This window comes from Sphingomonas sp. 3P27F8 (assembly GCF_005502745.1).
Lineage (GTDB): Bacteria > Pseudomonadota > Alphaproteobacteria > Sphingomonadales > Sphingomonadaceae > Sphingomonas.
On record NZ_SCNL01000036.1, the window covers coordinates 1 to 4,908 of the forward strand.

6 protein-coding genes and 1 pseudogene are annotated in these 4,908 nt (G+C 60.0%); 4 read left to right on the forward strand and 3 right to left on the reverse strand.

The features are described 5' to 3' along the window. Positions 1 to 350 (forward strand): annotated as a pseudogene (locus FFS35_RS20215) (hypothetical protein); the annotation flags it as partial. 222 nt (positions 351 to 572) lie between these two features. Next, positions 573 to 1,724 carry a hypothetical protein gene (locus tag FFS35_RS19740; RefSeq protein WP_137788465.1) on the forward strand — a complete coding sequence of 384 codons (1,152 nt, stop codon included), beginning with the start codon at positions 573 to 575 and terminating at the stop codon, positions 1,722 to 1,724. 19 nt (positions 1,725 to 1,743) lie between these two features. On the opposite strand, the gene FFS35_RS19745 is transcribed toward FFS35_RS19740, so the two are convergent. Genes FFS35_RS19745 through FFS35_RS19755 form a run of 3 tightly spaced genes read right to left on the reverse strand, consistent with a single transcriptional unit; the run spans position 1,744 to position 3,149 of the window. Then, positions 1,744 to 2,304 carry a hypothetical protein gene (locus FFS35_RS19745; RefSeq protein WP_137788466.1) on the reverse strand — a complete coding sequence of 187 codons (561 nt, stop codon included), beginning with the start codon at positions 2,302 to 2,304 and terminating at the stop codon, positions 1,744 to 1,746. 14 nt (positions 2,305 to 2,318) lie between these two features. Further along, complete coding sequence (locus FFS35_RS19750) at positions 2,319 to 2,918, reverse strand: hypothetical protein (RefSeq protein WP_137788467.1); 600 nt, start codon at positions 2,916 to 2,918, stop codon at positions 2,319 to 2,321. Positions 2,919 to 2,942: 24 nt separating this feature from the next. After that, a complete protein-coding gene (locus FFS35_RS19755) occupies positions 2,943 to 3,149 on the reverse strand; it encodes a hypothetical protein (protein WP_137788468.1) in 207 nt (68 codons plus the stop codon). 212 nt (positions 3,150 to 3,361) lie between these two features. On the opposite strand from FFS35_RS19755, the gene FFS35_RS19760 reads away from it, so the two are divergent. Continuing rightward, positions 3,362 to 4,255 carry a hypothetical protein gene (locus tag FFS35_RS19760; protein WP_137788469.1) on the forward strand — a complete coding sequence of 298 codons (894 nt, stop codon included), beginning with the start codon at positions 3,362 to 3,364 and terminating at the stop codon, positions 4,253 to 4,255. A gap of 66 nt (positions 4,256 to 4,321) precedes the next feature. After that, complete coding sequence (locus tag FFS35_RS19765; protein ID WP_212742246.1) at positions 4,322 to 4,834, forward strand: hypothetical protein; 513 nt, start codon at positions 4,322 to 4,324, stop codon at positions 4,832 to 4,834. Positions 4,835 to 4,908 lie beyond the last annotated feature (74 nt).

The window sequence follows — 4,908 nt, forward strand, 5'->3', positions numbered from 1 at the left end:
TTTTACATTGGAGGATCTGGGCTTCATCTTCGTTCCTTCGTCACTACGACGAAGCCCAGATCCTCCTTAAATCACAACCTCAAATCTGTGCCATTGGTGCTGACGGCGGACACCCGCCTGACGGAGTGAGTTGCCGCTTCACGTATATGGGCAAGGACTACACGGGCAGCGTCATCGGTGGTGCGCTGGTCATCGATGGCGTCGACGGCAAGCACTCTTCGTTCTCATCAGCTTCGAGGGCGGTCACGTCCACGAGTAGGAATGGGTGGAACGACTGGTACATCGCCACTCCGGACGGCGGCTGGATACTCGCAGCCGACTGGAGGCACGCTTTCGCTGCCGAAGCCTGAAACGCAGCGATGAGAGCAAGAACGAATACGGCTGACGGGCGGCAGCGAATGCACGTCGATGTTGTCGTGCGGCCGGATTGTTCCTGTTCCTCGAGTTCCCAACCGAACTAAACCGGCAGCGCGGCGTTCCGATCGTGCTTGCTCATCCTGACCGCGTGGCGGGGATGGGGTGAGGGCAATCCAGCCCGACGCTACTTCATTCGGCGCACGAGAGTTGACCCCTTGCCCAACACGCTTGACGTTCTTCCCGACGACTTGATCGCCTTCGCTTGGTCGGCGCCGATGCGTGACCTCGCCGCCAAGGTCGGGCTGTCGGATGTAGGTCTCCGCAAAATCCTGCGCGGGTTCGACGTGCCGCTGCCGCCGCAGGGACACTGGAACCGAATGCACGCTGGCCGCCTCCTGCCTGATCCGCCCAAAGCCGAGGAGCGGCGGCCCGGCGAAAACGGACGTGTTCAGCTCGATGCTCGCTTCAAAGGAATCCTCGTCGATCGCGGTGGCTTTCCCGTGGATGGGCCGTTCGCTTCGCGCTTTGTGCCCGAAAACCTCGATGAGTTACGCGCCCAGGTCAGGTCAAAAATCAATCGCGTCGCGGTTCCCCGCTTAGGCAGCAACGTTCATCCTGAGGTCGCAGCGATCTTAAAGCGAGACGAGCAACGGACGCTTCGCCGTAACGAGTGGTCTCAGCTAGAGGGTAAGCTGTTCGGAACACCGTATTGGTTGCGGCAATTGCGTCTGCTGAACGCGTTGTTTTTCGGTGTGATGCCTCATGGTGGGCGGGGTAGCCTCAATGATCGCGATGGCGCCTTGAACGGCAGTGTGCGGGTAGGCGACAGCTGGGTGAGCCTTACGCTGCGCCCAGCCAAGCGGGTGGCAACAGAGCTGCGTGGCGGGATCGCGCGAGTTGCCGATACCGTGCCAGCGCGGACGCCGATTACGCTTACGGTAGACGAGGGACATAAGCGGGCAGCATTCGCCAGCTTCAGCGACGATGCTATCGGTACGCTTGAGCAAAAGCTCCCCGACATAGTGGCCGAGCTTGTGACGGCGGGCGAGGCGGCCTTCCGCCGCGGGCTGCGTGAACAGCAGCAGTGGCTCGATCAATGCGCGCGGTGGGAGGCTGAAAGGCTGGAGGCAGCCCGTGCTGCGAGGGAAGCGGCAAGAGCAAAACGGCTCAACGAACTAGCTGCCTCGCTAAGGGAGGCCGAGGATATCCGAGCATTGGTAGGGCGCGTGACCGATCGGGTTGCCGAAACGGATTCAGCGTCTGTCGCCGCCTGGGCGAAATGGGCACTTGCTCGCGCCAATGCGCTCGACCCAGTCATGTCGGGAGCACTTTTTGCAGAATTTTCGCTTGCTCCGGGTGCGAGCTGATGCGGGGATTATACCGTGTCTAAAAGACGGCGGTGAATAGCGCACCCTGCCGGAATGACCGCAGTCGCTCCGCCAATCCAAGGACATTCACCACCGCGCCGCCAGAGTAAACACCGTCGCGGAACACGTCTCCGAGATCATTCGAGGTGCAAACAAAGCCATCGCTGAGGTGGATCAAGAACTGCTTGAGCGTACGGGCAGGGATATTCAGCATGTCCTGAGCGCGAGCCTTACGATTGTAAGGCGTCCCGTCGTTGAGCATGGTACGGAACTCAGTTGCCTGATCTTCCGAACCGTTGACGTGCCAGGACCCGGCTTCGCTCGCGAGGTGGACGACACCCTCCTGGATCACTTCGATGGCGACCTTCATCGCAGCTGCGATAGGGACCCCAAATTTGGCACACTCGGCAAAGAGCATGACCCCCAACGCGGCCTGAACGTCGGTGTGCGGACTGGTAGCAATACCCAGCTGGTGGTAAAGATCGAAGTAGTCGAACTGTCCCGAACTAATGGACCCGGCAACCTTAATAACGTCGCGCTGCGTAAATTCAGTCTGCTTTGTCTGAAAGCGGGTGATCATAAGGTACTTCCTATTTATGTCCGCGGCCCGGTAAACTTTGTGACCCATTCCGATCGCGGGACTGTCGAATCTGCAATTTCTACTAGAATCAGGGGGCTTTCCGCTCTACTAGCTAGCAAACTACCAATACCGTGCAGGTCTATGACGTTAAGCGTGGCGAATGGTGAATGTGGGCCTATCTCAGGCAGCGCAAAACTCGCAGTGAACTCCTGCTCACCGTTGAAACGGTAAAGAAATCTGTAGCTCGTGTCCTGATGAATGCCTGTCAGATCAGTTGCTACCTTGTGGGTCATTCGAAATTCTTCGAGGAACTCATCGACACGATTAAGGGGCCCTCTCACCGCACATGCGCCGTCGACTTCCAGCAGAGCGTACCAAAGGACGATGGGCGCGTTGACCTGACCGATCTCGGCGCTTTCGCTGGGGGGAACCCCGACTTGCGAGAGCTGATAGCGTAGAAAAATCTCGGCGGCCTCGATCGCGGTGATCGGCCGCGGTTTTCCGTTCCCCCACGGAAGTTGTCCGCGCCTGCGCCAAAGCTGTTGGAGGTCGGGAGTCATCCCAGTGATCTCGAACAAACGAGCCGGTTTGAACTGGGTGTAGGTGAAGATCATAACGTTAGGCCCCCAGGTATTCGGCTAGCTGACGTGCTCGATGAGCATCCGGATGCAGCTGGTGGTGATCAGGCAGTCCGGCTCAGTGCCGCATTCGTACGCACCGACCAGCTTGAATTGATAGCGGTGAGTAGATCGCAGGTCGGCATCAAGCTCGGAGAGACTCGATACGGGTGCCGCGACAGTCAGAGGGTGTCTCTCGCCGACAAGGTACAGGTCGTAAACAGTCATGTGCCACCGTTATAGACCGATCAACGACCGGTCAATATCGGAAACGACACAAAACAGGTCATTGACCGGTTTTCTCGAGCTGGTTAGGGTGGAGTTGCGAGGGCGCTGAGCGTCTGAAGCTCTGACTGCGTTTCGTGAAGGGACATCATGGCTACGTTGGACTACCAAATTGGCTCACGTTGCGGGTCGGATACCCGGGCGATCGCGGCGTCATGAACTTCGCCTTGTCAGCGGCGCAGACGGCACACCCGATGCCACTGGCCCTTACGCAGTGGTATCCGTCAGGACGCCCTGTGCGAAACCGGGCAATGCCAGTGCCGCGTCGGCATCGCATGGTTGCGGAAGGTGATGCCGCCAAGGATCCTGCATCCTGGACCCTAGTGGCTATCCGGGCGGCGAACGACCTCGGCATGGTCCGTACCGGAATGACCTATGATAAGGAGTACGGCACGAGCGCGGCGTTTTACGAGAAACCGCGTCGGCTTCAGTACATGGAAGGGCCGAACGAGCCGGCGGTGGCCGACCACCTCGAGATGAACCCGCGCTTCCTGGACTTCCAGTTCCAGCCTCTGGACCTGACCTTCCGGCGCGGCGATGGTAAGCTGGTCCACAAGTATCCTGACGTCATCATGGAGTACGATGACAACTCAGTGCGCGTCGGCGAGATCAAGTCCAATCGGGATTGGTTTGCCTCCCCGGGGATCCGCCGCCCCCTCGATCGTATCGACGTGGCGTTCGCTGCGGTCGGGCTGGGGCCGATGCTACACATTTGCGGTGAGGATTTCCGGCGGGACGACTCCATGCGCGAGGCGCATGAGATCGCTATCGACGCAAGATTGACCACCTTCCGCTCTGAAGAGGTTGCAGCAGTTCGCGCGTCTGTTTCAGCGGCAGGCGGGTACGGACTGTTTGATGACGTCGTTGCTGCGATCGGAGGTCGGCGTTCGCACGCTGTCGACAAGCTCTATGCCATGATGTTGAAGCGCATCGTGGCCTTCGATTTACGCGCGAAGCCCCGCAGGGACACTTCCGTGACTCTTCCACGGCCCGCGCGTGCCTACGCGCTGCGCGCCCTGCTCAACCGTTTTAAGTCACCGTCCAGCTAGATGCCGAACGCGTTGCCCATCCCCGCGGGAACGGTCCTCTTATACAAGTCGACGCGGATCGTGTTCGTGGAGGCGGTAGACGACTTCGTCCTGCGTTTTGTCGTGGATGGGACGACAGACGAGTTCCTGGTGGAGGCTGCTCCTGGCGTTCACGTCCGGCCCACGGTTCAGTGGGTTTTGCAGCAGTTTGCCGATGGCCAGCTCATGGATACGAGTGCCTCGGCCGCGACCCTCTCGGAATGGCGGGGGCGCTATCTGGGACTCGACCGCGCGGCGGTGCTGGCCGCAGAGCCAAGGGCAGTCTGGAAATACGAGCTTGCGCGTGCCGCTCTCATCAATCGCCTGCCACGCAACGCGCAGGTCCTTGAGGATTTTGCACGCACTTCAGCGGCGGCTGGCGCTCGATCGGCATCGGGTCGGTCCATCATCCGTTGGATGAACAATCTGGAAGCACACGATGGCCGCATCGGCGCGTTGCGCAACCGCAGCGGCCGGGAGCGGGGGCGTTCACAGCTGCCCGCCATTGCCGACCGGCTGGTGCGTAAGCGTCCGGTGTTCCCCGCCTTGCTGACGAGGTGATGCGCAAGCCACAGGTGCGGCACTGTGGCAGGCACCGGTGCGGCATTATGGCGACGCGAATTATCGAGATGGTT

Excerpts from the sequence above, each read along its gene's own strand:
- FFS35_RS19745 (WP_137788466.1), bottom strand. The coding sequence starts at position 2,304 with ATGATCACCCGCTTTCAGACAAAGCAGACTGAATTTACGCAGCGCGAC.
- FFS35_RS19750 (WP_137788467.1), bottom strand. The coding sequence starts at position 2,918 with ATGATCTTCACCTACACCCAGTTCAAACCGGCTCGTTTGTTCGAGATC.
- FFS35_RS19755 (WP_137788468.1), bottom strand. The coding sequence starts at position 3,149 with ATGACTGTTTACGACCTGTACCTTGTCGGCGAGAGACACCCTCTGACT.
- FFS35_RS19760 (WP_137788469.1), top strand. The coding sequence starts at position 3,362 with ATGAACTTCGCCTTGTCAGCGGCGCAGACGGCACACCCGATGCCACTG.